General features: G+C 72.5%; 25 protein-coding genes. 14 read left to right on the plus strand and 11 right to left on the minus strand.

The genetic code is table 11. The features are described from left to right. Nucleotides 1-352, minus strand: a 352-nt coding sequence (locus ACZ43N_RS10585) for a hypothetical protein (RefSeq protein WP_468096565.1), incomplete at its 3' end; no start/stop codon positions are given. A 413-nt stretch (nucleotides 353-765) separates the two neighbouring features. Beyond that, nucleotides 766-1,188 (minus strand): DUF1707 SHOCT-like domain-containing protein, encoded by a 423-nt coding sequence (locus tag ACZ43N_RS10590; protein WP_468096567.1) that lies wholly within the window; start codon nucleotides 1,186-1,188, stop codon nucleotides 766-768. A gap of 84 nt (nucleotides 1,189-1,272) precedes the next feature. On the opposite strand from ACZ43N_RS10590, the gene ACZ43N_RS10595 reads away from it, so the two are divergent. Further along, nucleotides 1,273-1,857, plus strand: a complete 585-nt coding sequence (locus tag ACZ43N_RS10595; protein ID WP_468096569.1) for a TetR/AcrR family transcriptional regulator — start codon at nucleotides 1,273-1,275, stop codon at nucleotides 1,855-1,857. A 127-nt stretch (nucleotides 1,858-1,984) separates the two neighbouring features. Further along, complete coding sequence (locus ACZ43N_RS10600; RefSeq protein ID WP_468096571.1) at nucleotides 1,985-4,639, plus strand: RICIN domain-containing protein; 2,655 nt, start codon at nucleotides 1,985-1,987, stop codon at nucleotides 4,637-4,639. Between the two features lie 82 nt (nucleotides 4,640-4,721). On the opposite strand, the gene ACZ43N_RS10605 is transcribed toward ACZ43N_RS10600, so the two are convergent. Together ACZ43N_RS10605 and ACZ43N_RS10610 are read right to left on the minus strand one after the other, a co-directional pair. Beyond that, nucleotides 4,722-6,008 (minus strand): DUF418 domain-containing protein, encoded by a 1,287-nt coding sequence (locus ACZ43N_RS10605; RefSeq protein WP_468096573.1) that lies wholly within the window; start codon nucleotides 6,006-6,008, stop codon nucleotides 4,722-4,724. Between the two features lie 125 nt (nucleotides 6,009-6,133). Next, on the minus strand, nucleotides 6,134-6,511 hold the full coding sequence (locus ACZ43N_RS10610) for an ArsR/SmtB family transcription factor (RefSeq protein ID WP_468096575.1): 378 nt from the start codon (nucleotides 6,509-6,511) through the stop codon (nucleotides 6,134-6,136). Between the two features lie 157 nt (nucleotides 6,512-6,668). Between ACZ43N_RS10610 and ACZ43N_RS10615 the strand changes: the two genes are divergently transcribed. The 3 genes from ACZ43N_RS10615 (at nucleotide 6,669) to ACZ43N_RS10625 (ending at nucleotide 11,878) form a co-directional block, all read left to right on the plus strand. Further along, complete coding sequence (locus ACZ43N_RS10615) at nucleotides 6,669-8,051, plus strand: NAD(P)-binding domain-containing protein (RefSeq protein ID WP_468096576.1); 1,383 nt, start codon at nucleotides 6,669-6,671, stop codon at nucleotides 8,049-8,051. A gap of 28 nt (nucleotides 8,052-8,079) precedes the next feature. Further along, a complete protein-coding gene (locus ACZ43N_RS10620) occupies nucleotides 8,080-8,553 on the plus strand; it encodes an ArsI/CadI family heavy metal resistance metalloenzyme (protein ID WP_468096577.1) in 474 nt (157 codons plus the stop codon). Between the two features lie 211 nt (nucleotides 8,554-8,764). Continuing rightward, nucleotides 8,765-11,878, plus strand: a complete 3,114-nt coding sequence (locus tag ACZ43N_RS10625; protein WP_468096579.1) for an FG-GAP-like repeat-containing protein — start codon at nucleotides 8,765-8,767, stop codon at nucleotides 11,876-11,878. Nucleotides 11,879-12,207: 329 nt separating this feature from the next. Here the strand turns inward: ACZ43N_RS10625 and ACZ43N_RS10630 are convergent, their stop codons facing one another. Further along, the gene (locus tag ACZ43N_RS10630; RefSeq protein ID WP_468096581.1) at nucleotides 12,208-12,642 is read right to left on the minus strand and encodes a MarR family winged helix-turn-helix transcriptional regulator; all 435 of its coding nucleotides are present in this window, start codon (nucleotides 12,640-12,642) and stop codon (nucleotides 12,208-12,210) included. 301 nt (nucleotides 12,643-12,943) lie between these two features. On the opposite strand from ACZ43N_RS10630, the gene ACZ43N_RS10635 reads away from it, so the two are divergent. From ACZ43N_RS10635 to ACZ43N_RS10645, 3 genes are all read left to right on the plus strand, one after another. Then, nucleotides 12,944-14,116 (plus strand): PP2C family protein-serine/threonine phosphatase, encoded by a 1,173-nt coding sequence (locus tag ACZ43N_RS10635; RefSeq protein ID WP_468096583.1) that lies wholly within the window; start codon nucleotides 12,944-12,946, stop codon nucleotides 14,114-14,116. 138 nt (nucleotides 14,117-14,254) lie between these two features. After that, nucleotides 14,255-14,527, plus strand: a complete 273-nt coding sequence (locus tag ACZ43N_RS10640) for a hypothetical protein (RefSeq protein WP_468096585.1) — start codon at nucleotides 14,255-14,257, stop codon at nucleotides 14,525-14,527. 115 nt (nucleotides 14,528-14,642) lie between these two features. After that, on the plus strand, nucleotides 14,643-15,086 hold the full coding sequence (locus tag ACZ43N_RS10645; RefSeq protein ID WP_468096586.1) for an ATP-binding protein: 444 nt from the start codon (nucleotides 14,643-14,645) through the stop codon (nucleotides 15,084-15,086). 52 nt (nucleotides 15,087-15,138) lie between these two features. Here the strand turns inward: ACZ43N_RS10645 and ACZ43N_RS10650 are convergent, their stop codons facing one another. From ACZ43N_RS10650 to ACZ43N_RS10675, 6 genes are all read right to left on the minus strand, one after another. Then, nucleotides 15,139-15,651 carry a MarR family winged helix-turn-helix transcriptional regulator gene (locus ACZ43N_RS10650; RefSeq protein WP_468096588.1) on the minus strand — a complete coding sequence of 171 codons (513 nt, stop codon included), beginning with the start codon at nucleotides 15,649-15,651 and terminating at the stop codon, nucleotides 15,139-15,141. Nucleotides 15,652-15,847: 196 nt separating this feature from the next. Further along, nucleotides 15,848-16,897, minus strand: coding sequence for a hypothetical protein (locus ACZ43N_RS10655; protein WP_468096589.1), 1,050 nt, complete (start codon nucleotides 16,895-16,897; stop codon nucleotides 15,848-15,850). Nucleotides 16,898-17,099: 202 nt separating this feature from the next. Further along, entirely contained in the window at nucleotides 17,100-17,771 is a 672-nt protein-coding gene (locus ACZ43N_RS10660; RefSeq protein WP_468096591.1) for a lytic polysaccharide monooxygenase auxiliary activity family 9 protein, read from the minus strand. A gap of 258 nt (nucleotides 17,772-18,029) precedes the next feature. Further along, a complete protein-coding gene (locus ACZ43N_RS10665) occupies nucleotides 18,030-19,142 on the minus strand; it encodes a CU044_5270 family protein (protein ID WP_468096592.1) in 1,113 nt (370 codons plus the stop codon). Further along, on the minus strand, nucleotides 19,139-19,843 hold the full coding sequence (locus tag ACZ43N_RS10670) for an RNA polymerase sigma factor (RefSeq protein WP_468096593.1): 705 nt from the start codon (nucleotides 19,841-19,843) through the stop codon (nucleotides 19,139-19,141). The genes ACZ43N_RS10665 and ACZ43N_RS10670 overlap by 4 nt, the downstream gene beginning before the upstream one ends. A gap of 552 nt (nucleotides 19,844-20,395) precedes the next feature. After that, the gene (locus tag ACZ43N_RS10675; RefSeq protein ID WP_468096594.1) at nucleotides 20,396-21,112 is read right to left on the minus strand and encodes a polysaccharide deacetylase family protein; all 717 of its coding nucleotides are present in this window, start codon (nucleotides 21,110-21,112) and stop codon (nucleotides 20,396-20,398) included. A 244-nt stretch (nucleotides 21,113-21,356) separates the two neighbouring features. Here ACZ43N_RS10675 and ACZ43N_RS10680 point away from each other — a divergent pair, with 244 nt between their 5' ends. The 6 genes from ACZ43N_RS10680 to ACZ43N_RS10705 all read left to right on the plus strand — a co-directional run. Further along, a complete protein-coding gene (locus tag ACZ43N_RS10680; RefSeq protein ID WP_468096596.1) occupies nucleotides 21,357-22,055 on the plus strand; it encodes a DUF4232 domain-containing protein in 699 nt (232 codons plus the stop codon). Between the two features lie 258 nt (nucleotides 22,056-22,313). Next, nucleotides 22,314-22,634, plus strand: coding sequence for a hypothetical protein (locus tag ACZ43N_RS10685; RefSeq protein WP_468096598.1), 321 nt, complete (start codon nucleotides 22,314-22,316; stop codon nucleotides 22,632-22,634). 306 nt (nucleotides 22,635-22,940) lie between these two features. After that, a complete protein-coding gene (locus ACZ43N_RS10690) occupies nucleotides 22,941-23,279 on the plus strand; it encodes a helix-turn-helix domain-containing protein (RefSeq protein ID WP_468096600.1) in 339 nt (112 codons plus the stop codon). Between the two features lie 231 nt (nucleotides 23,280-23,510). Then, nucleotides 23,511-23,714, plus strand: a complete 204-nt coding sequence (locus ACZ43N_RS10695) for a cold-shock protein (RefSeq protein ID WP_007383480.1) — start codon at nucleotides 23,511-23,513, stop codon at nucleotides 23,712-23,714. A gap of 145 nt (nucleotides 23,715-23,859) precedes the next feature. Beyond that, nucleotides 23,860-25,497, plus strand: coding sequence for a DEAD/DEAH box helicase (locus ACZ43N_RS10700; protein ID WP_468096602.1), 1,638 nt, complete (start codon nucleotides 23,860-23,862; stop codon nucleotides 25,495-25,497). Between the two features lie 42 nt (nucleotides 25,498-25,539). Continuing rightward, nucleotides 25,540-25,787, plus strand: a 248-nt coding sequence (locus ACZ43N_RS10705; RefSeq protein WP_468096603.1) for an SCO5918 family protein, incomplete at its 3' end; no start/stop codon positions are given.

The raw sequence follows: 25,787 nt of genomic DNA on the forward strand, positions 1-25,787 counted from the left end.
CGAGTCGGACGTCGGCATCGTGCGCCGCCGCCGTGGCCGGTACGGACGGGGCGCGCCGCATGATCGAGGTGTTCGCGCCGACCGCGCCGCCGGGGTCCGGCCGCCCGGGGTCACGGCGTTGTCGGGCGACCTGCCCCTCGGGGTCGCGCCGCGGCAGCCGCCTGCGGTCGTCCGCGAGCGACTGGCCATGAGGCGGCGGCCGGGGGCGGCCGAGTCGGACGTCGGCATCGTGCGCCGCCGCCGTGGCCGGTACGGACGGGGCGCGCCGCATGATCGAGGTGTTCGCGCCGACCGCGCCGCCGGGGGTCCGGTCCTGGCCACGGTCGCCGCGGACGAGCGGGAGCGGCAGCACCCCGTGCCATGCCGGCCTCGATGCCGGGGTGATCTCCACATGCCGTGAACGACGCCGGCGGACGCGAACGGCACGCCGGGGCCACGGCAGACAGTTCACCGAGGCCGGTCTCGCACTGGTGGACCGGTCCCCGCTGCCCCCGACCGGCCCGGCCCCGGGCTGACACCGTCCCGCGCCTTCGGCCGTCCCGCCCTTCACCCGGCGAGGTTGGCCCGGTGGCGCACCCCATGCCCAGCGGGCCTGCTCCGGCCGCGTTGCTCGGTGCACGTCTCGTCGGGGCCGGGAGGGTGCTCGCCCCGGCCGCCGCCGCGGGCCCGCCGGCGTTGCTCCGCCCGGGTCCGCGGCGCGCCGTGGCGCCCCTGCCGGGTCGCCGTCCCGTCGACCCACGGGTCCGGGGCGGCACCGTCACCGTCTCATTCGTCCGCGTCCCCCGGTTCGCGCGGCCAGACGGCGACGGCGACCAGCACGGCCGCCCACACCCCCAGCGGCGCGGCCGGCCAGTAGTACGTCAGCTCCCCTTCCCGCGCACAACGCGCGCCCCAGATCGCGGACATGATCACTGCGCCGCCCAGCCAGTAGCGCCATTCGGCCAGCCAGTCGCTGAGATCCTTGCGGTCCCGCTCCGCGCGGGTGGGTGCCGGTTCGGGCAGGTCGGCCAGCAACGGGGCGAGTTCATCGGCGGTGCGCGCCCGCAGGGCGTCGTTCGCGCGGGACTCGTGCTCGGCCGGATCGAGCCGCCCCTCGGCCAACGCCGCCGCCAGCACGGCGAGCGCTTCGTCACGGTCCCGATCCGAGAGCCGTACGGCCGGCCCAGCATGCTCACGTCGGTCGTCCACCACTGTCCCCTTTCGACACCGCTCCGCATCCGACCGGATGACGCTTTAGAATACGACTGTATCTTAAAGAGGGGAGTCCGGCCGATGCCCAAGACGGTCGACAGGGACGAACAGCGCCGGCACATCGGTGCGGCCCTGCTGCAGTTGGTCTCCGAGCGCGGTCTCGACGAGGTCAGTGTGCGCACCGTGGCCGCCGCCGCCGGCCGTTCCCCAGGCGCCGTGCAGAAGTACTTCCGCACCAAGGAGGAGATGCTCGCCTTCGCCGCCGACCTGGCAGGTGAGCGCGTCGAGCGCCGGATGGCCGACGTGGACCCCACGCTGCCGCTGCGCCAGGCGCTGCGCGAACTGATCCTGACGGCGCTGCCCCTGGACGCCGAGCGGCGCGCCGAGGCCACCGCGCAACTCGCCTTCGCCGTCCACGCGGCCCATCACCCCCGCCTGGCCGCGATCCGGCGACAGGTCGACGAGGACATCCGGCAGGCGCTGGCCGACTGGCTGGAATCGGCGGGGCACGGAGCCCACGCGGCCGCCGTCGCCGACGCGGTGATCGCGCTGTCCGACGGTCTCGCCCTGCGCATGCTCTACACCCCGCAGCAGCAGGAGCGGCTGCTCACCGTCCTGGACCACGCCCTGGACGCCCTGATCCCGCCCCAACCACCCACGGGATGACCCGAAAAAAGTTTTGGATCAAGGCAACCCTTTGCGGGGCCTGTGACCACAGGAAGGCGGATCCGGTCAGTTCCGGTGGCCGGATCCGCCTTTCCCCGTGAACGGCTTCCAAGGAGAACTCCTCCCCATGAACAACCCCACGAACGGCGGGCGCCGCGGGCGTCACCGCCGTCGCTGGACCGCCACCGCCCTGCTGCTCGGTGTGCCCCTCGCCGTCGTGCCGTACGTTCTGCTGACGCAGGAGGACTCGCAGGCCGCGACGATCGACAACGACGCCTTCTACAAGCTCGTGTCCGTGCGCAGCGGCAAGGTGCTCGACGTCAACGGCTTCTCCACCGCCGACGGCACCCGTATCCAGCAGTGGACCGACCAGAACACCGCCAACCAGCAGTGGCGGCTGAAGCCCGCCGAGGGCGGCTACTACGAACTGGTGAACCGCAACAGCGGCAAGGTGCTGGGTGTCGCCGGCAACTCGACCGCCCAGGCCGCCGCCACCGAGCAGCAGACCGACAGCTCCGCGACGTCCCAGGAGTGGCGGATCGACGACGTGAGCGGGTCGTCCGACGCCGTCACCCTCACCTCCCGCAGGAGTGGCCAGGTCCTGGATGTCTCCGGGGGTTCCACGGCCCAGGGCGCGGCCGTCATCCAGTATCCGAGCCGGGGCAGCACCAACCAGCAGTGGAAGCTGGTGAAGGTGGGCGGGACCGAGGCGTCCGCGACCGGCGACACACAGGTCACGGCCAAGACCGGACCGTACGTGTGGAAGAACGCCCAGGTGGTCGGCGGCGGTTATGTCACCGGGCTGGTGTTCAACCAGAAGGAGAAGGGCCTGCTGTACGCGCGCACCGACATGGGTGGCGCCTACCGCTGGGACACCGGGGCCGAGCAGTGGATCCCGCTGACCGACTGGCTCGGTGAGAAGGACTGGAACCTGCTGGGCATCGACTCGGTGGCCACCGACCCTGTCGACCCCGAGCGGCTCTACCTCGCGGCGGGCACCTACACCAACGACTGGGCCGGCAACGGCGAGATGCTGCGCTCCACCGACCGGGGCCGGACCTTCAAGCGCACCGCCCTGCCCTTCAAGCTGGGCGCCAACGAGCCCGGCCGCGGCGCGGGCGAACGGCTCGTGATCAACCCCTCGGACAACAGCACCCTGCTGCTGGGCACCCGCAAGAACGGCCTGTGGCGCAGCACCGACCACGGCGCGACCTGGAACCAGGTCTCCTCGTTCCCGGTCAAGGACGGGGCGGGCAGCGGCGCGGGCATCTCCTTCGTGACGTACGGCAAGGCCGGCAGCAACACGGTCTATGTCGGCGTCAACGACAAGTCCACGTCCTTGTACCGCTCCACCGACGGCGGCAGCAGCTGGCAGGCCGTTTCCGGGCAGCCCACCGGCCAGATGCCGCAGCACGGTGTGGTCTCCGGTGACGGGTCGCTGTACCTGTCCTACAGCAACAGCATCGGCCCCATGGACGCGACGGCGGGCTCGGTGTGGAAGTACACGCCGTCCGGCGGCACGTGGAAGAACATCTCCCCCTCCCAGGGCGGTTACGGGTTCTCCGGTCTGGCCGTCGACCCGCAGAAGCCCTCCACGGTGATGGTCACCACCCTGGACCGCTGGTGGCCCGAGGACGAGGTCTACCGCACCACCGACGGCGGCACGACCTGGAAGGCCCTGGCCGAGAAGTCGCAGCGGGACGCCTCCGGCGCTCCGTACGTCGGCACCCACACCGGGCACTGGATGACCGCGCTGGCCATCGATCCCTTCGACTCCGGGCACGCGCTGTACGGCACCGGCAACGGCATCTGGCGCAGCAAGGACGCGAACGCCTCCGACAGCGGAGGCACCAGCCACTGGGTCTCCGGGGCCCGCGGGCTGGAGGAGACCTCGCTGCTGGACGCGATCGCCCCGCCCGGCGGCGCCACCGTCATCACCTCCATGGGCGACCAGGGCGGCTTCCGCCACGACTCCCTGACCGAGGTGCCCTCCGGGCGGCTGAAGAGCCCGCTGATGAACAACAGCACCGACATCGACTTCGCCCAGTCCAAGCCCTCGATGATGGTCCGCGTCGGAACGGGCGACACGGGCGACGGTGCCTACTCCACCGACGGCGGCAGCACCTGGAACGGCTTCAAGGCAGAACCGGTCGCCGGCGCGAGCAGCGGCCGCATCGCGCTCGCCGCGGACGGCTCCACCATCGTGTGGACCGAGGCCGGCCAGGCCCCCTACCGCTCGACCGACATGGGAGCGAGCTGGTCGAAGGTCAGCGGGCTGGGCACCGACGCCGTGGTCGTCGCCGACCGTTCCTCGGCAGGCACCTTCTACTCCCTGTCCGGCGGCAAGCTCTTCGCCAGCACCGACGGCGGCGCGACCTTCACCCCCCGCGCCACGGACCTGCCCTCCGGCAAGCTCACCGCCGTCCCCGGCATCAGCGGCGACCTGTGGATCTCCGGCGGCGACAGGGGGCTGCTGCACTCCACCGACGGCGGCCGCACCTTCACCACACTCACCACGGTGAAGTCCGCCTCCGCCCTCGGCTTCGGCAAGGCCGCACCCGGCGCCGGCTACCAGGCCCTCTACCTGCTCGGCACCGTCGACGGCGTCACCGGAGTCTTCCGCTCCACCGACAAGGGCGCCACCTGGCTCCGCGTCAACGACGACGCCCACCAGTGGGGCGCCATCGGCAGCCTAGGCGTCATCACCGGCGACCCCGACACCTTCGGCCGTGTCTACATCGGCACCAACGGACGCGGTCTGCTGTACGGCGACCCGTCCTGATCCCACCCCGTCCCCGACGCCCGGGCGGGGCCGCGGCCACCACGGTCCGCAGCCCCGCCCGGGCCCGGGGGACCCCCGCGGGTCAACGGACCCGGTTCGCCAGTCGGGTGGCGTTGTTGAGCAGGTACTCCAGCGGTCCGCGGCGGAAGAAGCGGGACCAGGTCGCCGCGAACAGGGTGGCGCCGAGGACGAACGCGAGCAGCAGTCCGGCCGAGGCGGACTGCGGCGGGGTGGCCGACTCGCCGGGCAGGGCGAGGATCACCAGGATGTGGCCCACGTAGAGGGTCAGGGACATGGTGCCGACGGCGATGACCGGCGCCGCCAGCCGGCGCAGTACCGGCAGCCGCTCCAACGCCACCGTCAGGCACAGCAGCACGGTGATCGCGATCCCCAGGCTGCCGATGAGGTCGAACGTGGAGCCGCTGTGCGGCTCGGCCGCCAGCAGCCCCCAGGCGTCGGGGCCCCACAGCCCGCTGCCGACCGGCATGTCGAAGGCTGACGACGCCGCTCCGGCGTCCTTCAGTGCGTCGAAGTCCTTCATGTCGGGCATGCCGGCCGCGATCTCCTTGTCACCTCCGGTCAGCCGGAGCACCAGCCACGAGACGCCGTAGCCGAACGCGATCAGCGCGGGACCGACCACGGCCAGCCTCCGCCGCACCGCGCCCGAGGACAGGTCCAGCCGGCCCAGCGCCATGCCGGTGACCACGAACGTCATCCAGGTGATCGCCGGGTAGAGGCCGGTGAGGAGGAAGTCGAGCACGCCCACCCCGGAGAGCTGCGCGATCGGGTCGTAACCGTCGATGGTGTTCACCATCGACTCGGTGAGCAGCGCCCGGAGGGCGTACGCCAGCTGCGGCGTGACGACCGCGAGCGTGACCGCGATGATCGCGAGGGTCCTGGCCCGCAGCCGCAGCAGGGGCAGCGACAGCAGGAAGTACATCGCGTAGAAGTTGAGGATGCCGGCGCCGCCGAAGTTGGTCATCGCCAGCGCGGTGCCCACCGCCAGAAGGATCACGGCGCGGATCACGATCCGGGCCCTGGCCTGACGGCCGGCCAGGCCGGTCTTGGGCTCCAGGCGGCCGGCGATCAGCATCAGCGAGAACCCCGCGAGGGTGGCGAAGAGGGCCGATGCCCGGCCGCTCGCCAGGCCCAGGAACCAGTCGCCGACTCCGCCGCCGGGCGTGGGGAAGGGGCCGACGTGCACGGCGAACATCCCGAAGACGGCCAGTGCGCGGGCGAGGTCCACCCCGACCAGCCGTGCCGGCGGCGCGGCGGCTGCCCTTGCCGCGTCGTCGTCCGGCGCCGGCGCGGCGCCGGGTGTGGGTGAGTGTCGTAGGGGCGCCTTCTCGGCGCTGTCGATCTCGGTCACCGGGGCAACGTTGCCGAGGCGCGAGATCGGCCAACTATCCGATGAGTCACGGGAGTTGCCCCGCCGACCGGCCCGCGCCACCCCGCCGGTCGGCGGGGTTCGGGCCGCCGTGGGGGCAAGCGGCCTCAGGCCGTCGGCGCGGCCCTGGTCAGGAGGCGGCCCATCGCGGCGAGCACCGACGGCTCGACCCGGTAGTACACCCAGGTGCCACGCCGTTCGGAGGTGAGCAGGCCGGCCTCCTTGAGCTTCTTCAGGTGGTGGGAGACGGTCGGCTGCGAGACGCCCACGTCGGAGATGTCGCACACGCACGCCTCGCCGCCCTCGTGGGAGGCCACTGCGGAGAACAGCCGCAGGCGCACGGGATCGCCGAGGGCCTTGAACATGCGCGCGGCCGTCTCGGCCTCGTCCGCGGTGAACGGGCGCTCGGTGAGCGGCGGGCAGCACGGCACCACGGCCTCACCGGAGGCGGGTTCCAGCAACGGCAGCGCCTTCGTGTTCGACATGCATCTATGTTGACACATGTCGAACCAGTGAGCGAGGACTGATCGATCTTGATCCTTGGGCCCTACTTCGATGAATGTCTATGTTGACGCCTGTCGATACAGGTGCCATGCTGGGCGGCACAGGAGATCGACGAACATCGAAACAAAGGGGAACTCCGTGGCCGCGTCCAGCAACAGCGTGCTCACCGACGACCGGCTGCCCGTCGTGGTCGTCGGCGCCGGACCCATCGGCCTGGCCGCCGCCGCCCGCCTCGTCGAGCACGGCCTGGAACCGCTGGTCCTGGAGGCCGGCCCGGCCGCGGGCAGCGCCGTACGGGAGTGGGCGCACGTCCGGCTGTTCTCCCCCTGGGGCGAGCTCGTCGACCCGGCCGCCGAGAAGCTGCTCTCCCCGACCGGCTGGGTCCGCCCCGACACCGCCGCATACCCGACCGGTGGCGACTGGGCCGAGCGCTACCTGAAGCCCCTCGCCGCTCTGCTCGGAGACAGGGTCCGCTACGGCACCACGGTGACCGGCGTCGCCCGGGCCGGCCGCGACCGCGTCGTGGACTCCGGCCGCGACGAGCAGCCGTTCACCGTGCACATCCGGTCCGCCGACGGCCATGAGGAGCGGATCACCGCACGCGCCGTCGTCGACGCCTCGGGCACCTGGTCCGTCCCCAGCCCCATGGGCGCCGACGGTCTCCCCGCGCTCGGCGAACGGGCGGCCGCCGACCGCATCGCCTACCGCGTCCCCGACCTGGGCGATCCCGCCGTACGCGCCCGCTACGCGGGCAGGCGCACCGCCGTCGTCGGCTCGGGCGCCTCCGCCTTCACCGCGCTCGCGCTCCTCGCCGACCTGGCGAGGGAGGACGAGGGCACGCACGCGGTGTGGATCCTGCGGCGGGACATCGGGGCGAACACCTACGGCGGCGGCGAGGCCGACCAGCTCTCCGCCCGGGGCGCGCTGGGGCTGCGGGCCAAGGCCGCCGTCGACGCCGGGCACGCGAGCGCCGTCACCGGCTTCCGTACACAGGCTGTGGACCGCGCGGGCGACGGCCGGCTCAGCCTGGTCGCGGAGGACGGCCGCCGCCTCGACCCGGTCGACGAGGTCATCGTCCTGACCGGCTTCCGCCCCGACCTGTCCTTCCTCTCCGAACTCCGCCTCGGCCTCGACGAACGCCTCCAGGCCCCCACCGCGCTCGCCCCGCTGATCGACCCCAACGTCCACTCCTGCGGCACCGTCCACCCGCACGGCGCGGGCGAGCTCTCCCATCCCGAGCAGGGCGTCTACCTGGTCGGCATGAAGTCCTACGGCCGCGCCCCCACCTTCCTCGCCATGACCGGCTACGAGCAGGTCCGCTCCGTCACCGCCGCCATCGCCGGCGACCGCGAAGCCGCCGAACGCGTGGAGCTCACGCTTCCCGAGACCGGGGTCTGCGGCGGCGCGGGCCTGTTCGACGAGCCCGACGCGGCGCAGGGCGGCGAGAGCGGCGGCTGCTGCGCGGCCCCTGCCGCGCCCCGCACCGACTCCGCCCCGGCCGCCGCCGGCGGCGGTTGCTGACCACCCCACCCACCCCAGGAGGCCCGCCATGACATCCCGCGTACAACTCGCCCTGCGCGTGCCCGACCTCGGCGCGTCCGTCGCCTTCTACACCAAGCTGTTCGGCGCCGAGCCCGCCAAACTCCGCGACGGCTACGCCAACTTCGCCCTCGCCGAGCCCCCGCTCAAGCTCGTCCTCATCGAGGGCGCCCCGGACGAGGCGACCCGTATGGACCACCTCGGTGTCGAGGTCGAGACGAGCGAGGAGGTCCACGCCGCCACCGCCCGCCTGGGCGAGGCGGGCCTGGCCACCGACGTGGAGACCGACACCACCTGCTGCTACGCCCTCCAGGACAAGGTCTGGGTCCACGGTCCCGGCCACGAGCCCTGGGAGGTGTACGTCGTCAAGGCCGACGCCGGCTCCCTCACCAAGCAGCCGGGCAGCACCTGCTGCACCGGCACGACCGACACCGGCTCCGACACCGGCGCGAAGGAGCCGGTCGCCGCGGGCGGCTGCTGCTGACCCGCCGACGACCGACCTGCGCTCCCGCGGGGCCGTGACCGGGACGGGAGTCCGGTCACGGCCTCGCGCCGCGCTGCCCGCCCCTCCCCCCCGTTCACCCGTGTGAGCTCGCCGTTTCCGCCGGTGGGCGCCCTCCTCGGCGCCACCGCCCCCTGATACGATCCGGCCATTTGTGCGAGGGCATGAGGTCCTCGCCGGGGAGGGAACCTACGTGGGCAGACACGCCCCGGGACGGGGCGGGCCCGCCGCCGCCGTCTCCTCGTTGGCGGTCCTCGTGGCCGCGTCCGCCGTCGTCCTGTCGACCGGCGGCGGCTCCGCGGAAGCGACCGACGGCGACACCACCGCGATCACCCTGGTCGACCCGATCAGCACCACACCGCGCACCGACCGCCCCTACGTGGCCGGTGACAGCGGCTTCCTGCACCGGCAGGCCGGCCGGGCGGGGATGCTGTGGACCGACTACACGACGGGCAGGACCGTCACCGTCAAGAGGGCCGACGGCAGCGTCTACGTCCCGGTCTCGACCTGCTCCCTCACCGCCGACTGCCGTACGGCGTGGTTCGGGTCGGACAGCGACGTGGTCGCACTGGGGCCGGCCTCGCTGACCTACGCGTCGTCCGTCACGCTCTGGGATCCGGCCACGGCCACCACGCGCAGCCTGAGCTGGAACGGCTCCACCACCGACGGCTACTACCGGGGCATGGCCGGTGACACGGTCGTCACCGGCCGCGCCCTGATCGACGTCGTCGACGGTGCCAAGCGCGTCCGCAAGGTGACCGGCGAGCCGACGAACCTCCAGGACAAGGAGGTCGTCGCCGCGGACTCCGAGGGTGTGCTCTGGGCGCGCGGCGGCGCCGTCGACTACATCGACGTCGAGTCGGCCGTGAACGCCCACGCGTTCACCGACACGACCGCCGCCGATCACCACCTGATGAGCGAGGACCGCATCGGCTGGTACGACGCGGACACCGCCGTACTGCACCTGAAGTCCCGCACGGACCTGACCGCCGCCGAGCGGGTCGTCACGCTGCCCGCCCACCCGGGCGCGCTCGACGGCGACCCGGTCCTGGTCGGCGACTGGCTGCTGCTTTCGCTGTCCTCCGGTTCGCTCGGCTCCCAGCTGGTCGCGGTCAATGTGGACGACCCGTCGGTGCGGCAGACCCTGCTGGCGAGCGCCGGTGCGTACACGCTGGCGGCCGATGACAGGAGCGCACTGGTCAGCGGCGGCACCGGCGCCGACGACTGGTGGGTGCAGCGGGTGAGCCAGACCGAGGACGGCACGCTGACGCTGACGAAGGTCCGGCAGGCCCCGGCTCTGGAGAACCCCAAGACGGGCATCGCGCTCAGCCGCGGCAGCCTGCGCGTCGCCGAGGACGACCCGGCCGCCACCGCGGACACCACGTCCGTGCGCACCCTCACGACCGACGGCTCCGCCACCCTGACGGCGTCCGAGGCCACGGCGGGCGGCCCGATCCACTCCGCCCTCTGCCCGTACGAGGGCGTCATGTGCTCGGCGCTGTGGGGGAACCTCGACGGCCGGGACGTCTACCTCGACGCGAACGGCGGCACCGACGAGGGCGAGGGCGGCGGCGAGGACCGGCTGGTGGAGATCGGCGGCCACTACCTGGACTTCGGCGGCCAGGGCGGACGCATCGTCGACGTCTCCGACGACTACGCCGTGTTCGACTCCGGCGGTGCCACCCCGCAGCAGTACGTCGGTGAGTTCGGCCAGGGCCAGAAGCTGAAGCGGTCCGTGCGCGCCGCGGCCCTGAACGGCTCCACCCTGTGGAGCGCCACCAGCACCGCCGGCCGGCTCACCTCGTACAGCATCCCGCTGGAGAAGACGCTCACCACGGTGAGCGTGCCGGGCCTGGCCTGCGTGCCGAGCGAACTCCAGGCGGCGGGACGCTGGGTGTACTGGGCGTGCGGCACGGACTCGGCGGGCGTGTACGACACGAGGGCCGGTACGTCGACGGCGGTCACGCCCGGAGACGTGCTCCTCGGTGACGGCTTCACCGTCCGCCACGACCACGGCACGGGAACGCTGGTCCTCACCGAGGCCGCCACCGGCACCACGCGCACCATCGCCTCGGACCTGGCCGACCAGGGCCTGAGCGCGGACCGCCGCTACCGGTGGACGGTCGACGAGTACACCGGGCTGGTCGCCTGGTTCGACGACTACGAGCGCACGCACGCCACCACCACGGGCATCGCCCCGTCCGCGGTGACCGCCTTCGAGACGTCGGCCGGCAGCTACGTGTCCACGGGCATGCCCTTCGAGGGCCAGTGGGTGCTGTCGCGCCCGGTCACCTCCTGGTCGCTCACCTTCACCTCGGTGCAGAGCGGCGCCAACGGCAAGGCCACCCGTACGCTCACCGGCGGCGCCACCCCGGGCCGGGTGACGGCCACCTGGGACGGTCGGACGGCGAGCGGGAGCCACTTCCCCAACGGCCACTTCACCTGGACCCTGAGGGCGACCGGCCTCGGAACCTCCGCGGCGGACACGGTGACCAGCGGTGAGGGCTACCTGCAACGCGGCGCCGCCGTACGCCGCGACTTCGTCAGCCCCGAGGGCCCCGACGGCCGCGGCGACCTGCTCACCCTCAACTCCTCGGGCGGGCTGACCTTCCACAGCGGCACCGGGACGGGCGGCCTCGGCGACAAGTACACGGGCACCGGCTGGCCGACGACCATCAAGGCCGTCCCCTTCGGCGACCTGAGCGGTGACCGCTGCAACGACCTCCTCGTGCGCTACAGCAGCGGCGCGCTGCGGCTGTACAAGCCGGGCTGCGGGGCGGCCGTCAAGCCCTCGACGTCGTACACGACCCTCGCGACCAGCGGCTGGACGCAGTACGACGTCCTGACGTCGCCCGGCGACGTGAGCGGTGACGGCCGCCCGGACCTGGTCGCGAGGAACTCCTCCACCGGAGCGGTCTACCTCATCAAGGGCACGGGCGACGGCAAGCTCGCCTCCCGCGTCAAGCTCTACGACAACTGGAAGGGCTACAAGAAGATCGTCGGCACCGGCGACATCACCGGCGACGGCAAGGCGGACCTCCTGGCCCAGGACGCGTCCGACAACCTCTACCGCTACGACGGCAAGGGCGACGGCACGTTCGCGGCCCGCGTCAAGGTGCTGTCGAACTGGGGCGGCTCGTACAACGCGATCGTCGGCGTCGGCGACCTGACGGACGACGGCCACCCGGACCTGGTCGCCCGCGACACCAGCGGCAACCTGTGGCGCAACAGCGGTGACGGCAAGGGTTCGTTCGGGCCCCGGACCCGGATCGCGACCGGCTGGAGCGGCTACAGGTCCCTCTCCTAGGCGGTGCGGGCGGACGACGGCCGGGGCCGGCGGATGGACGGGGGACGCTCCGTCATCCGCCGGCCCCGGCCGTTCGCCCCCCGTTGGGGAGACAAGGACCACAGGCACCGAGGAACACGTCCTCCACGGGGTACCCGTACGCCTGCAGGCGATGACGGAACCAAACTGTTGTCGTTTGACAATAATGGCTGGGAGACAACAAAGTAACCGTGTCACGTGTCGGACGTGCGCGGGGAAGGACATGGGATGCTCCGGTGGACGGAGACCGCTCCGTGCGCGGGTCGCCGTCGCAGAGAGGCGACGGTGCCGCCGACGCCGCGCGGGACCGCTCAGGCGGTCCGGCTGCTGGAGTCCGGGGCGTCGTCGTGGATCTGCACGGCAGCGATGGCACAGAAGGACTCCAGCCCCTCCAGCAGGGCGGTCCGCTTCACGGCGGGCATGTCCGCCAGCACCTTCCGCAGCTCCCTCTCCCGGCGAGCCCGCAGGTCGGCGAGGAAGGCGCGGCCCCGGCCGCTGAGGTGCAGCCGCACCTCACGCCTGTCCTCGGGGCTCACCACCCGCTCGACGAATCCCGCGGCGTGCAGCCGGTCGCACAGCCGGCTCGTGGACGGCGGCGTCGACGCCAGCGTCTCGGCCAGGGTGCGCAGGTTGATGCCGTCCTGGTGCTCGAGTATGTGGAGGACGCGCAGCTGGGACGCTGAGGTGGGCGTGGTGGAGGCGCGGCCCCACACGACTTCCAGCAGCTCGACGGCCGTCGTGGTCACACGCGCGACCTCGTCAGGCTCTGGGCGGCGGCGGAAGGCAGTCACGGTCACACTCTCGCAGGCGCTGGGCTGACTGTCAGCGTACTAGGACCCTTCTGGTGGATCTTCGCGGGAGAAGCAACGGCGTCCGGCACGCCGGCAGAACGTGCCGTACGTCGCACCGCCGCGGAACTCCACCTGAGGCGCCCAGGGCGCGCACGCCGGCCATGGATGCCCCGAACATCCGGCCCGAACCGACCGGAATCCCGGCCTCGTAGCGGAGGCACGCACCTCGCGGAGAAAGATTGGTGTATAGCCCGTCATGAAGAGATTCCTGGCCGCCGAGCGCGCTCTGCGCACCGCGGCTCCCCATGAGTTGCTCGACGCCACCCGTTCCGTACTGGGCGAGCAGTACGGGGCGGAGGAGACCGAGCTGTTCCTGGCCGACTACAGCCTGACCGTGCTCCAGCCCGTGTCGGTCCAGCCGCACACCCTGGAGCCCGTGTCGTTGCACAACACCACGGTCGGCCGGGCCTTCGGTTCGCAGAAGCCGTACCGGGAGGAGCGGCCCGACGGGCGGACGCGCCTGCACCTGCCGGTCAGCGTGCGCGGCGACCGGCTCGGCGTGCTGTCCGTGACCCTGCCCGGCAGCGAGGCCGCGCGGGAATGGGAATCCGAACTCGCCGAGATCGCCGACGTCCTCGGACACGAGGTGCTCGTCGCCGAGCGGGACACCGACCTGTATCTGCAGACACGCCGCAAGGACCGGCTCACCCTGGCCGCCGAGATGCAGTGGCAGCTGCTGCCGGGCCGCTCCTGTTCCCGCCCCGAGTACGACCTGGGGGCCCAGCTGGAGCCCGCCTACGCCATCTTCGGCGACAACTTCGACTGGTCCGCCACCGCCGACAGTCTGATGCTGTACGTCACCAACGGCATGGGGGAGGGCATAGAGGCGTCGCTGCTGACGAACCTGGCCATCAACGCCCTGCGCAACGCCAGGCGGGCCGGCATCTCCATCGCCGACCAGGCCGCCCTGGCCGACCAGGCCGTCTACGCGCACTACCGGGGACGCTGCTATCTGTCCGTCCTGATGTTCGACTTCGACCTGGCCACGGGACACGCGAGCGTCGTGGACGCGGGCTCCCCCCAGCTGCTGCGGCTGCGGTCGGGCACCGTGGAGCGCGTCACGTTCGACGCCCAGCTCCCCCTCGGCATGTTCGAGGAGACGGACTACGTGGCCCAGGACTTCCACGTCGAGCCCGGCGACCGGCTGGTCTTCGTCAGCGACGGTGTCCACGAGGTGGCCTCGCCCAAGGGGGAGGCGTACGGGGAAGCGGCCCTGGCTCGGGCCATCCACTCCACCCGGCTGCTGCCGGCGGCCGAGGTGCCGCGCGCCATCCTGCGGGAGCTGACCGGCCACCGCGGCGAGGCCCTGCCGGACGACGACGCCCTCGTCGTCTGCCTGGACTGGCGCGGGAGACCGGCGGATCACTGACCGGCGGAGCAAACTCCTTGTGGCGAACGCTCGTTGTCCGTCCCGGACCCCCGCGCTACTGTTGTCATGCGGCAATATTTGCCCTGATGGCTTGTCTTTCGGTCGGCCGCGGGGGCTCGCAGCAGGGAGAAGACGCACGTGACTCAGAGCGGGACGACCCCCACTGCGGCCCGGCAGCAGAGCGGGTTCCCGGAACGGCGCCGCGAGCGGGCCTCCCGGCGCCGGGCGGACGCCGCCCTGTTCACCGCACGGACCCTCGTCCACCCCGGCACCGACCTCCGCACCGACCTCCGCACCGGCCCCGGAGCGATCCTCACGCGGACCGGTCTCCGCGATGCCCTGGCCGGCGCGCACACCCGACAGGGCATCGTCGTCCCCCCTCGTGCCGCCGCCGGAGCGAGCCCGCGGTGACCGGCTCCCCCGCCGGTTCCACCGCGCGGCGTCCGGCTCCCCGAGTCCTCGCCGGGACCGCCGACGGGCCGAACCCGCGGCCGACCCCGCCCGCTCACCCGGAAGGGGGTGCGTGATGCATGCCCCGCCGCCCTCGACCACGCGTCTTCCCATCACCTCGGACGCCGACCTGGCCTGGGTGCGCCGGCAGGTGCGCCGCTCCGCCGCCGACCTCGGGTTCGGACTGGTCCAGCAGACGAAGGTGGTGACGGCGGCCAGCGAACTCGCCCGCAACACACTCGTCCACGGAGGCGGCGGGCATGCGGAGATCACCACACTGGACGACGGTGGCCGCCGCGGACTGCGGCTGTCCTTCGTCGACCGCGGCCAGGGCATCCGCGACATCGAACTGGCCATGGCCGACGGGTACACCACCGGCGGCGGGCTGGGCATGGGGCTGGGCGGCGCCAGACGCCTGGTCCAGGACTTCGCGCTGGACAGCCGCCCCGGCCTGGGCACCACCGTCACCGTGACCGAGTGGCTTCCCGACCTGCCCTCACCGCGTGCGGGCCCGCCGTGAGCGAGGTCCCCGGGGCACCCGGGTCCCGGCCGGCGCGGCCGGCGCGGGGCAGTCAGCTCCGGGAACCGTCGGCGTCCGGGCCGACACCGCCGGGAGGGCCGTCCTGAGCGGAGAGGAACGCACGCATCCCCCGGCCCAGCGCGTCCCGTTCGGCGGGCCGCATCGCCGCGAGGACCGCGGCGAGCGCGTGGGACCGGTTCGCGGCCACCTCCTCCAGGACCTGCCGCCCGTGCCCCGTGAGGTTCAGCTGCACCTCACGCCGCTTGTGCGGGTGCAGCACACGCTCCAGCAGCCCCGCCGCCTCCAGCCGGTCGCAGAGCCGGCTGGCGGTCGGCAGCCCCATCTCCATCCCCTCCGCGAGTGCGGTGAGATTGAGCCCCGGTCCGGTCTGCACGATGCGCAGCGCCCGCAGCTGATGCGGCGACAGACGCAGACTCGCCGACTGACCGGCCGTCGCCCACAATTGCGCGAGGCTGTCCACGGCATCGGCGATCTGCAGCGCGAGGGGCAGAGCATCGCCCGCTCCACTCACCCCGTCGTCCCCGAAGCCGCTGAGACGAGTCACGAACCCATCGCTTTCAGCAATCGCCTGACCGTACGGATATCACCCTCATGGTGACGCGGTACCCGAACCGGCGCCCGGCAAGCACAGCGGACCCGAGCCGGCTCGGCGGGCAGCCGGGTCCCGCAGGAGGGCCGCACCGGCCCGGCAGCCCGGCACTGGAGGCCGACTTGTCCTGCCCGGCCTCCGCGGCGCCGCCTCAGTCCCCGCCGCCCCCACCCCCATCGCCGCCGCCGTCGCCGCCCCCACCGCCGTCGCCGCCGTCCGATCCCCAGCCGTCGCCGCCGCCGGACTCGTTGTCGTCGCCGCCCGTGCCGAGGTTGCTGAACCAGGGGCGGTCCCAGTCCTCATCGAGGGCGAGGGGCTCACGGTCGTTCACCGGGCGCCGGGTCGGACGGAACCGCGCGAGGCCCGTCGTGTCCCCGAGGCCGAAGGCGACGGCGAACGCCTGCGCCATCACGGCGTCCAGCGGGTCCCGGCTCTCGTAGTGCACCGGGGACAGCGGCAGCAGGACCGTGTCGGGGGCCGGCACCGGTCGGCGCGGGGGACGCGACAGCAGGGCGACGCGCCGTTCGTCGCACAGCAGCCACGAGCTCATCGCGTTCTCGCGCCGCAACACCCACCGCCGACCGGCCAGCCGCACCGCCACGGAACTCCTCGACCTGCGCAGCTTCTTGTCCAACGCGGGCGCCGCCGTGTCCTCGCCGAGCGTCAGACGCAGGCCCTTGGACGAGTCCGACGCATCGGGCCGGTAACCGTACGGGGCGCGGATCCGTACGACGGGAGCCTGGGGCCCCCAGACGTCCACGCGCACCAGACGCCGGTCCACGGCGACGACGACGGGTCCTGCGGGTCCCGGTGCGACCCGCCGCGCGATCCACAGCGGCACCCCCTCGGCCCGCGCCTGCTCCGCCAGGGCGGCCACCTGGCCGGGCCCACCGCACTGACGCAGCGCCAACTCACCCAGCGATCGGGCGAACTCGGCGGCCTGCCGCACGCGTACCGGCGCGGTGGTGCCGGTGACGCGGGTCACCGGCACGACGCCTGGCCCCTCCGCGAGCGTCGCCAGCGGGCGCTCGGTACCGCCGCCCCCCAGCCAGTACCCGCGGTGGTACGCCTCCGCCATGGCACCGAGGTGCAGCTCGGTCAGCGGTGTGGTCCTGCCTCCCCTCCGCAGCAGGTCCTCGGTCAACTCCACGGTCCGCGCCAGTGGATTCCACGACCGCTCGCTGTACAGAACCTCGTTCACGCATCCCCCGTACTGACTCGTTCGGCCCGGCCGAGCCAGCCTCACACATCCGGGCGCGCGCCCCGTCACAGTCCGGTCCGGACGATGTCACGAGGACTCCCGCCGAAGGCCCGCCGGACCCGGCGGTCCCGGTGGGTCCGGCGGGTCGGGCGGGCCGAGCGGGCCATGCGGGCCGGGCGGGCCGGGCGGTGGGTCGCGCAGGTCAGCGGAAGTTCACGTCACTGCACAGGAAGTACGTCTGGTCCAAGTGCGAGGCCTGCCAGATCGTGTAGACGATGTGGCGGCCGGTGTACCCCGACGTGCTGACCGGGATCGAGTAGTTCTGGCTGGGCGCGTACCGGCCGGTGCGGGCGACCAGCTGGAGGTCGCTCCACTTCAGGGGCCGGGTGGTGGGGTCGTAGCCCTGCCGCGTGACGTAGACCAGGAAGTAGTCCGCGCCATGGCTGGCCTGGTCGTACAGCTTCACGGTGAAGTTGCCGGAGATGTCCGTCGTCTTCCACGCGCCCACCGTGTCCAGGGAGTTGTACCGGCCGCCCTCGGTGCGACCGCCGCTGCACAGCTGCCCGTCGGGGACGGCGGCCGGGAAGTTGCCGGCGGATCCGTTGCGGTAGAGGCCGTTCCAGTTCCACATGGCGTTGGCGTTGTCCCGCCATGCCTGCCAGCACATGGGGTCCTGCTGGGCCATGGCCGGGTTCAGATGGTCGTTGCCCCAGCGCTGCCAGCAGCCGTAGTTGCGGGACGCCGGGTCGACGACTGAGCCGTGGGCGGCGGCGGTGCCGCTCCCGGGGACCAGGCAGAGCAGCAGGGCGGCGAGCACGCTCAGGAGGAGAGCCGGACGCAAGCGCGCCTTCTTAGCATGATCATGACAAGTCATGAGTTCCTCTTCCGGGTGTGGGGGTTGCCTTCAGGTGGTGCTGTGGGGACGGGGACTCCCGAAGACGGTGTGGGAGCGCTCCCAGTGCACAGGCTGCGCCTCCGGCTCCTGCGCGACAACCCGTGGATCGCGCCACTTCTCGCGCGGGTGGCGCGATCGCTGCGCCGGCAGAGCGCGGGCGACCGGTCGGCGTCCCGCGACGGCGCCCGGTGCCTCCGGTCGACCCACCGGAGGCACCGGGCGCGCCCCGCCGCCGCGTCAGCCGGCCTGCGGCGGCATCCGCCTGATGCCGTCGACGATGGCGCGCTTCATGACGGCGCTGGTGAAGACGACCGTGCCGGGCTTGATCAGACCGTCGTCACCGCTGGTCCCGTTCACCTGGATCGTGCGATCGCCGAGGAAGACATGGGTCTTCTTGTCGAAGATCCACTCCTCGCGCTGACCGCTGGTCTCGTCGAGGCGGGCCACCGCCACACCGTGCCGTCCCGCCGCGTCCACCGCGTCGTCCACCACGACGACCCCGGGGATCTTGGCGGCGGCCTTGAACAGGGCCGGGTACAGCTCCCGCGGGGGGTAGCTCTCGCCGAGCAGGTCACCGATGGTGGTGAACGCCTGCTGGTCGGGGGTGTTGCCCTGCCCCTCGGTCTCGTCGTAGATCTTGGCGAGCAGTTCGTCGGGGTCCGTGGTCAGTTTCGCCAGGTAGTCGTACGACGGCGCGTTCAGGGTCGCCGTCGGGGTGTCGCCCTGCTCGTCGGGGAGGCTCAGGGTCTCGCCCTCGGGGCCGTCGTTCACGGCCGGGTCGATCAGCCAGCCCTTGGTGCCGTCCGGGGACTCCCACACCTGACGGGTGTGCAGCGCGTGACTGGCCAGGCTGCTCCTGCCGTTGACGGTTTTCACGTAGGTGTCGGCGACCTTGGACTCGATGTAGATGTATTGGCCGGGCCCGGCCACCGGGTGCTTGCCGTCCGCCGCCGCCAGCGCGATTTCGTCGAGCAGCTGCGGCACGCCCTCGGAACTCGCCACGCCGACGGTCGTGGTGAGGACCGGTCCGGAGGCGACGCCGCCCTGACGGGCCTCACCGCCGGACGTCACCATGACGACGCCGATCGCCGCGGCCACCGTGGCGGCCAGCGCGGGCAGGGCGATCGCCGGACGCGGCAGCCGGAACCGCCGGGCCTTCGCCGGGCCCGTCCCCCTCGCCCCCGTGTCCGTACCCGTGTGCTCGGCCTGCTGCGTCTCGTGAATCCGGGCCATCATGCGCTCCTTGTGCAACTGGTGACGGCCCGGCGGCAGGTCGCGCGTCGTCCGGTCGAAGAGCTGGGCGCCCTCTTCCCACGCGGCAGAGTTCTGCCGGGACGTGTTCGCGTTCATCGGTTTCCTTCCTGTGCGGGCCGGATCGCGGATGCGTGATCGCCTCTTGTCTGTCGGCCCGGCCGGCCGACTTCCCGTTTCACGAGACTTTCCCGAAGACTCCCCGCGAGCGCCGACGGTCCGCGGGCCTCACCCAACCTGCCTGCGCTCCCTCTCCGTTGCTGCTCCTTCCCGGTGGCCTCGGCGAGCTTGCGCAGTTTCCTGCGGGCTCGGGAGAGACGGGAGGCGACCGTGCCGACGGGGATGCCGAGGGCCTCCGCCGCCGCCTCGTAGTCCAGGCCCTCACCCAGGCAGAGCGCGATGACCTCGCGCTCCGGACGGCGCAGCGACGCGAGGGCGGTGAGCGCCGTCGCGAGGCGCTGCCGCCCGTCGAGCCGGTCCGCGACCTCCTCGGCGTGGTCGGGAACCGAGAGCTCGGCCGCCGCGGCGGCCTCCGCCGCCGCCCGGTAGCGCCGGTTGCTCCGGTACTGGTTGCGCGCCGTGTTGGTGGCGATGCCCAGCAGCCAGGGCCGCAGGGAGCCGCCCTCCGGGTCGACCTTGTCGCGCAGCCGCCACGCCTCCATGAACGTGGCGGCCATCACGTCCTCGGCCGTGGACCAGTCGGCGGTCAGCCGGAAGGCGTGGTTGTAGACCGCGCGGGCGTAGGCGTCGAAGAGCTCGGCGAACGCGCTCGAATCCCCGGCCCGTACCCGGGTACGCATATGTGTGCTCACCTCGATGAGCTGTCCGGCACCCCGCACCGACTTCCCGTGACCTGAGTCACACTCGGGCGTCCAGTCGTTCTCGACGCCGCGCGACGCAGCATCACACACGGGTGGAACGCCCGCTGCCCGGGGCGGACGAAGCCCTCCCGGGCAGCGGGGCGGTGAGGGTAGGAGGCTGCCCGTGGCCTTCACCGTGAACGCGTGGGTGCTCGCACCCCGCCGGATGCGCTGCCACGCGGCCCGGATGCCGATACCGGCCCGCGCCCCCTCCTGCGCCTCAACTCGCTTGATGTGGCGGGCGGTCGAGATCCGCGACGTGCCGTTGTCCTGGCCCACCCCGGCGGCAGGTCCCAGCCGGTGTACTCCTTGTGGAACTGGCCGCCGGGCATCCAGAACGGGATGACGCAGACCGCCGAGCCGGGCGCGACGACGGTCGGGGGATCGGGGGAAGCCGCCGTCCTCGCGGGGCCGCGGGAGGAGAAGCTGAACAGGCCGTACTTCAGACGTACGACCGCTCCCGCCCGGTCCGGGCCCCGGCCCCGGCCGTGGTCAAGGCCGGTAGGCGGCGCGGTTGTGGTACGTGACCTTGCCGACGGGCAGCTTGGCCGGGGCGAAGAGCTGGTCGACGGTGACGAAGTGGAAGCCGCGTGCCTTGAGGGCCTTGATGATGCCCGGGACGGCGTCGACCGTCGTCCTGTGGATGTCGTGCATGAGGACGATGTCGCCGGGCCTGGTCTCGGCGTTGACGGTCCTGATCAGACGGGCGCTGTCCCGGTACTTCCAGTCGAGGGTGTCGACGCTCCAGTGCACCAGCGGCCGGCCCGCGGCGCTGCGGACGGTCGCGTTGTGGGCGCCGTAGGGCGCGCGGACGGTGGTGGGCTTCTTGCCGGTGGCCAGTTTGATCGCCGCGTCGGTGCGGGCGAACTGCGACCTCACCTTCGCGGCGCTCAGTTTGGTCAGATTGGCGTGGTCCCAGCTGTGGTTGCCTATCTGGTGGCCGGCGAGCGACGCGGCCCGCACCGTCGACGGGTACTTCTCGGCGTTCTTGCCGACGACGTAGAAGGTGGCTCTGACGTCCCGTTCCCCCAGGATGTTCAGCAGGCGCTTGGTGTCGGCCACAGGGCCGTCGTCGAAGGTGAGCGCGACGCACTTCACCTTGCGGCAGTCGACCTCCTGGGGTGCGGCGGAGGCGGTCGTGGCGGTGCCGGCCAGTGCGGTGCCGCACAGGGCGGCGGTGACGGCCGAGGTGACGAGACGTCGGTGCATCGGGTCCTCCAAGGGCAGTGGGTTGCCCTGTAGGACCAGCCCGGGAGGGGCTCGGATGCACGCGTGTGCGATTTCGGCTGAATGTGGCGTGCGCCGGGCCAAAGGGGGCGCTGTTTCCGGCCATCGGCGCTGTCACACTGTCACAAACCTGTCCGAGGACGGCTCTCTCTCGGTACGCGGGGGCGGAAACATGTCCCCCATGGGTCACCATCACCGGAACGTTCCGACTCTCGGGGGGCTTCCGATGGTTCACGCAGTTCGCGCACGCCGCACCACCGCCGTACTCGCCGCTCTGTCGCTCGGCGTCCTGGCCCTGACCGCGTGCAAGGGGGACGCCGAACAGGACGCGGCCGCCCCGAGCGCGACGGCCGGCGCGTCCACCCCGGCCAAGGACAAGGGCAAGGACGCAGGCAAGGACAAGGGCAAGGACACGCCCGCCACGGACGCCCCCGGGGGCGGCGGCACCGGCGGCGGGGGGTCCTCCTCCGGGAGCGGCGGCACCCCGGCGGCGTCGGAGCCCGCCGCGGACGACGACCAGGACGGCGGTGTGGGCATGTGCGAGACGACCGACCTGAGCTACAACGTCACCGTCGCCTCCAAGCCCGTCAACCACGCGCTGCTGACCGCCACCAACAACAGCGGCGACCCCTGTCTGCTGCCGGCCGACGAACTGGTCATCACGATCCCGGGGCTCGACGGCGCCGCCGAGCACATGGGCCCCGTCGGCGAGGACTGGATCCTGAACGCCGGTGAGAAGGCCTACGCGGGGATCCTGTTCTCGCGCGCCGACACCTCGGGCGGCAAGAGCGCCGACAAGGTGGAGGTCGCGCTCACCGCATCCGAGAGCCCGGCCACCGTGCCGATCAACGACGGCCCCGTCACGGTCAACGACGGCCAGGTCACCAGCTTCTTCGGCACGGCCGAGGACGCGCTCACCTACTGACGGAGCCGGCGGGAACCGGCACGCGCCCGGGAAGGACCTGTCACCGCTGTCCCGGGGCGGTACGCCGCGCGTCTCCAAGGGCTGTCCCGTCATCCGAGGCGGGCCCACGGCGCCGGGGGGATACGGGACAGCCCTTTCCGTGCTGCGACCGGGTCCGCCGCGCACACCGCCCCCGCCCGCGGCCGTCGGCTTCGCCGGTGAGCCCGGGAGTACCGTGGACCTACCAGAGGCCTGCGGCAGCGGAGGGCGGTGGCGTCCATGCGAACCAGGCCCGGCCGCACCGACGAGATCGACAGCACCCCCGAGGTCCGGTGGTCCCCGCCCGTGGGCGCCGGACTCGCCGAGGTGCGGGTCATCGCGGCGGACCCCGCCACGGCCCAGCGGGTCGCACATGTCCTGCGCCAGGTGTTCCCCTGCGACGAACCCCGCAGCTACCCCGCCGGGCCCGACGGACGCGGCACGCTGCTCCATCTGACGGTCGACACCCGCCTCACCACCGGCGCCCCGTACGAAGCCCCACCCTGGCTGTACAGCAGCCGCTCCCAGGGCGAACGCACCCACACCGACGAGCCCTGCTGACGTACGGCGCCCGGGGTCCGCGGGTGAGGTGGCCGCTCGCGTCGTGCCGGGCGCAGGGCACCGGCGATCGGGGCCGACCCGGCGGGTACTGGTACGTCCGGGGGTGTCGTTCGTCTCGGGTGTCATCGGCAGACGCCGAAGCGAACCGCGGTGAAAGTCTGTCACGGCGAGGACACATCTGCGCGACCACCGAAGCTAGGGTTGTCGCACGAGGCAGCCGGTGCTGGATCCCGGTGCCGGACGCGCGCGGAGCACGGGTGCCGCGCCCGCCCGGACCCCTCGCCGCGTCCCCGAAACGAAGGTGCCATGCCCGCTGAGAACGCCCGCGCCACCGGGAATCTCGACGACGACGACTACCCCGCCTACACCATGGGGCGGGCCGCCGACGTTCTCGGCACCACCCCCGCCTTCCTGCGTGCCCTCGGCGAGGCCGAGCTGATCACTCCGCTGCGTTCGGAGGGCGGCCATCGCCGGTACTCCCGCCGCCAGTTGCGTGTCGCCGCCCGCGCCCGCGAGCTCGTCGACCAGGGCACTCCCATCGAGGCCGCCTGCCGCATCATCTCCCTGGAGGACCAGCTCGACGCCGCCCTCCGGATCAACCGGGACATGCGCCGGGAACTGGGCGAGCGCGGCGCGGATACCTAGTCCCGCCGTTGCAGAATTACGGGTCGCGGCGGGTCGAGAATTACCGGACGCATCCAAAATCACACGGGGGCGTCCGCCCGGCCTGTGTTAGCGTGATAGGCAGTTGCAGTTTTGGTTGCCAGAGATTTGTTTCTTTGCAGAGCTTTCCGGATCTTTCCGGAGGGGTGATCATCGCGGCGACTCGGATCCGTAAAGTGCGGATTCGGCACTGCCCCCCAAGGGAGATTCAATATGGCATCTGGCACCGTGAAGTGGTTCAACGCGGAAAAGGGCTTCGGCTTCATCGAGCAGGACGGCGGCGGCGCTGACGTGTTCGCCCACTACTCGAACATCGCCACCAGCGGCTTCCGCGAGCTTCAGGAAGGCCAGAAGGTTACCTTCGACGTCACGCAGGGCCAGAAGGGCCCCCAGGCCGAGAACATCGTTCCCGCCTGACGCTGACGCGAACTGATCGACTGAGGCCCGCACTCTTGGGGTGCGGGCCTTTTCGTATTTTCTTCGGCTCATTCTTGCGAATCCTCGCGCGGCCCCTGCCGCCGACCGGAATTCCTCGATACGCCGCATCGAGGAAGGTTCCTTCATGAACCACACCCGTCGTGGTCGCGGCGGCTCCGGCCGCTTTCGCGCGCAGGAGACCGGCCGGCGGCAGTCCCGCCCCTCAGGCGCCCGCAGGAGCGGCAAGGGAGCGCACTCCGCGGCCCGCCCGCAGGAGTTCGCCCTGCCGGTCACCCTCACCGAGCCACTGCCGGCGGTCGCCGCCTTCGCCGAACTCGACCTGCCCTCACGTCTGCTCGCCGCACTCGACGCCGAAGGCGTCACCGTGCCCTTCCCGATCCAGGCGGCCACCCTGCCCAACGCGCTGGCCGGCCGGGACGTGCTCGGCCGGGGCCGCACGGGCTCGGGCAAGACGCTCGCCTTCGGTCTGGCCGTCCTGGCCCGGCTGGACGGCCGGCGGGCCCAGCCGCGGCAGCCGCTCGCCCTGGTCCTCGTCCCCACCCGGGAACTGGCCCAGCAGGTCACCGACGCGCTCACCCCGTACGCCCGCGCGCTGCGGTTGCGGCTCGCCACCGTGGTGGGCGGCATGTCCATCGGCCGCCAGGCGAACGCGCTGCGTGCCGGGGCCGAAGTCGTCATCGCCACGCCCGGCCGCCTCAAGGACCTGATAGAACGCGGCGACTGCCGGCTGGACGAGGTCACGGTCACCGTCCTGGACGAGGCCGACCAGATGGCCGACATGGGCTTCATGCCGCAGGTGACCGCACTGCTCGACCAGGTCGGCCCCGGCGGGCAGCGGCTGCTGTTCTCGGCCACCCTGGACCGGAACATCGACCTCCTGGTGCGCCGCTACCTGCACGACCCCGTGGTCCACTCGGTCGACCCGTCCGCGGGCGCCGTCAGCACCATGGAGCACCATCTGCTGCACGTGCAGGACGCCGACAAGCACGCCACCGCCACCGAGATCGCCGCCCGCGAGGGGCGGGTGATCATGTTCCTGGACACCAAGCGCGCCGCCGACCGGCTGGCCGCGCATCTGCTGTCCGTCGGGGTGCGCGCCTCGGCGCTGCACGGCGGCAAGTCCCAGCCGCAGCGCAACCGGACGCTCGCGGGGTTCAAGGACGGGCAGGTCACTGTGCTGGTGGCCACCAACGTCGCCGCCCGCGGGATCCACGTCGACGACCTCGACCTCGTCGTGAACGTCGACCCACCCGGCGACCACAAGGACTATCTGCACCGCGGCGGCCGCACCGCGCGCGCCGGCGAGTCGGGCACCGTCGTCACGCTCGTCCTGCCGCACCAGCGGCGCGACATGGACCGGCTCATGGCCGACGCCGGCATCACCCCGAGCTCCGCACGGGTCGGCCCCGGCGAGCCCGAACTGCACCGCATCACCGGCGCGCGCACCCCGTCCGGTGTGCCCGTCACCATCCCCGTGGCGGCGCCCGCCGCCGAGCCGAGTGGGCGGGCGGGCAAGTCCGGCCGCGCCGGGACCCGGCGGGCCGGTGGACGCGGCAGGAGCGCAGGCAAGGGAACCAGCCCCGGCGGCAGCGGGGGCAAGGGAACCGGCCGCGGGGGCAGCGGTCGTGAAGGAAGCGGCCGGAGCGGGAGCGGTCGTGAGGGAAGCGGCCGGAGCGGGAGCGGCCGTGAAGGAAGCGGTCGCAGCGGAGGCGGGCGGGCGGCGGTTCGCACCCGGCGCTCCGCTCCCGGGAACAACTCGTAGCGGCCCCTCCGTGTTGCACCCCCTACCCCTGTGGAGGCATCCATGCGCTGTGTGATCGCCCGATTCCCCTTCGACCTGACCAAGAACGAGGTCGAGCAGTCGATGACCGGCATCGCTCCCGAGCCGGTGGCCGGCCTGGCCGCGACCATCAACGGCCGCGTCTACCCCGTGATGCAGGTCGGGGAAGTGATCACCCGGCAGAACCGCCGCGACTTCACCACCGGTGAGATGCGCCGGGCACTGACCCGGCTCGGCTTCGCCTGCCACGACGCCGCTCCGGTCACTCCGGC

The organism is Streptomyces sp. NPDC030814 (assembly GCF_055572155.1).

Excerpts from the sequence above, each read along its gene's own strand:
- ACZ43N_RS10595 (WP_468096569.1), top strand. The coding sequence starts at position 1,273 with ATGCCCAAGACGGTCGACAGGGACGAACAGCGCCGGCACATCGGTGCG.
- ACZ43N_RS10600 (WP_468096571.1), top strand. The coding sequence starts at position 1,985 with ATGAACAACCCCACGAACGGCGGGCGCCGCGGGCGTCACCGCCGTCGC.
- ACZ43N_RS10610 (WP_468096575.1), bottom strand. The coding sequence starts at position 6,511 with ATGTCGAACACGAAGGCGCTGCCGTTGCTGGAACCCGCCTCCGGTGAG.
- ACZ43N_RS10620 (WP_468096577.1), top strand. The coding sequence starts at position 8,080 with ATGACATCCCGCGTACAACTCGCCCTGCGCGTGCCCGACCTCGGCGCG.
- ACZ43N_RS10635 (WP_468096583.1), top strand. The coding sequence starts at position 12,944 with ATGAAGAGATTCCTGGCCGCCGAGCGCGCTCTGCGCACCGCGGCTCCC.
- ACZ43N_RS10645 (WP_468096586.1), top strand. The coding sequence starts at position 14,643 with ATGCATGCCCCGCCGCCCTCGACCACGCGTCTTCCCATCACCTCGGAC.
- ACZ43N_RS10660 (WP_468096591.1), bottom strand. The coding sequence starts at position 17,771 with ATGACTTGTCATGATCATGCTAAGAAGGCGCGCTTGCGTCCGGCTCTC.
- ACZ43N_RS10665 (WP_468096592.1), bottom strand. The coding sequence starts at position 19,142 with ATGAACGCGAACACGTCCCGGCAGAACTCTGCCGCGTGGGAAGAGGGC.
- ACZ43N_RS10670 (WP_468096593.1), bottom strand. The coding sequence starts at position 19,843 with ATGCGTACCCGGGTACGGGCCGGGGATTCGAGCGCGTTCGCCGAGCTC.
- ACZ43N_RS10675 (WP_468096594.1), bottom strand. The coding sequence starts at position 21,112 with ATGCACCGACGTCTCGTCACCTCGGCCGTCACCGCCGCCCTGTGCGGC.
- ACZ43N_RS10680 (WP_468096596.1), top strand. The coding sequence starts at position 21,357 with ATGGTTCACGCAGTTCGCGCACGCCGCACCACCGCCGTACTCGCCGCT.
- ACZ43N_RS10685 (WP_468096598.1), top strand. The coding sequence starts at position 22,314 with ATGCGAACCAGGCCCGGCCGCACCGACGAGATCGACAGCACCCCCGAG.
- ACZ43N_RS10690 (WP_468096600.1), top strand. The coding sequence starts at position 22,941 with ATGCCCGCTGAGAACGCCCGCGCCACCGGGAATCTCGACGACGACGAC.
- ACZ43N_RS10695 (WP_007383480.1), top strand. The coding sequence starts at position 23,511 with ATGGCATCTGGCACCGTGAAGTGGTTCAACGCGGAAAAGGGCTTCGGC.
- ACZ43N_RS10700 (WP_468096602.1), top strand. The coding sequence starts at position 23,860 with ATGAACCACACCCGTCGTGGTCGCGGCGGCTCCGGCCGCTTTCGCGCG.